The 1,325-nt window shown below is 45.7% G+C and carries 1 protein-coding gene; it reads left to right on the top strand.

Annotated features, from left to right (window positions below):
• Positions 1-142 precede the first annotated feature (142 nt).
• Positions 143-1,312 (top strand): IS4 family transposase, encoded by a 1,170-nt coding sequence (locus ACO0K9_RS27925; protein WP_422990659.1) that lies wholly within the window; start codon positions 143-145, stop codon positions 1,310-1,312.
• The last annotated feature ends 13 nt before the right edge of the window (positions 1,313-1,325 follow it).

The following is a 1,325-nucleotide window of genomic DNA, read 5'->3' as shown; positions in this document are numbered from 1 at the left end:
CACTAGTGTCCGGTTAAATTGGTAAGTAAAGCCAGCAAAGCTAATGCAGGCGCTGGTTTTGGCGGTTTTAGGGGTGTCCACGATTTGAATTTAAAATATGTCATTTGCGATAATCTCCGGTTTATTGAGCTTGGGGTTAATCATGAACGTGGGCAAAACACTGTTTGCGCAGGTGATGGAATTTGTGCCATGGAAAACCTTTAGCCGCATCATTAGTCGGCATGCTGGTGATGTAGGCGTTCGGACTCTTAGTTGTGCAGACGTGTTTCGGATTATGGCGTTTTCGCAGTTGACCTGGCGTGAGTCGTTGCGTGATATTGAAGTGTGCTTGACGGCCAATCGGGCGAAGTTGTTCCACATGGGATTGAAGAGTATTCCGGCGCGATCCACGCTGTCTGATGCGCTCAATCAGCGTGACTGGCGAATCTATCATGCGTTGGCTCAACGTTTGATTGTGCGGGCCAAAGAGTTGTACGCCGATACGCCCATGACTGTGGATCTTGATGTCAGCGTTTATGCACTGGATGCCACAACGATTGACCTGTGTTTGTCGCTGTTCGATTGGGCACCATTTCGTAAGACCAAAGCGGCGATTAAACTGCATACACTGCTTGATTTGCGAGGGGCGATACCAGCATTTATCCATATCAGCGATGGAAAAATGCACGAAGTGAATGTACTTGATTTTTTGCCGGTAGAAGCAGGGGCTTTCTATATCATGGATCGGGGTTATCTGGATTTTGAGCGGCTCTATAACCTGCATCAGGTTGGCGCATTTTTCGTCACTCGCGCCAAAAGCAATATGAATTTCAGGCGTGTTTATTCCGCGCCCGTGAACAAAGACATGGGCATAATTTGCGATCAAACCATTTGCCTGAACGGATTTTACAAGTCGAAAGAATATCCAGAATACCTGCGCCGAGTTCGTCTCAAAGATGTAGATACAGGTAAGACTTTGGTGTTCTTGACGAACAATACTACGTTGCCAGCAACGATGATTGCTGCGTTGTACAAAAGTAGATGGCAGGTTGAATTGTTTTTCAAATGGATTAAGCAGCATTTGCGCATCAAGCATTTTTTGGGCAACAGCGAGAACGCCGTGAAGACGCAAATTTGGTGCGCTATCTCGACTTATGTGCTGATCGCTATTGTTAAAAAGGAATTGCAATTGAACGTCTCGCTCTACACTTTATTACAGGTCTTATCGGTCTCTGTTTTTGAGAAAACTGAGATTTCATGCGCCTTTCAGACCGATGACTACATTTCTGAAACAGCACCCAACGCTAACCAATTGAATTTATTCGACTTTTAACCGGACGCTAGTG

It is taken from the genome of Undibacterium sp. Ji50W, assembly GCF_049340445.1.
Lineage (GTDB): Bacteria > Pseudomonadota > Gammaproteobacteria > Burkholderiales > Burkholderiaceae_D > Undibacterium.
Note: the sequence above shows the minus strand (reverse complement) of the source record. Positions and strands in the feature narration are given on the sequence as shown.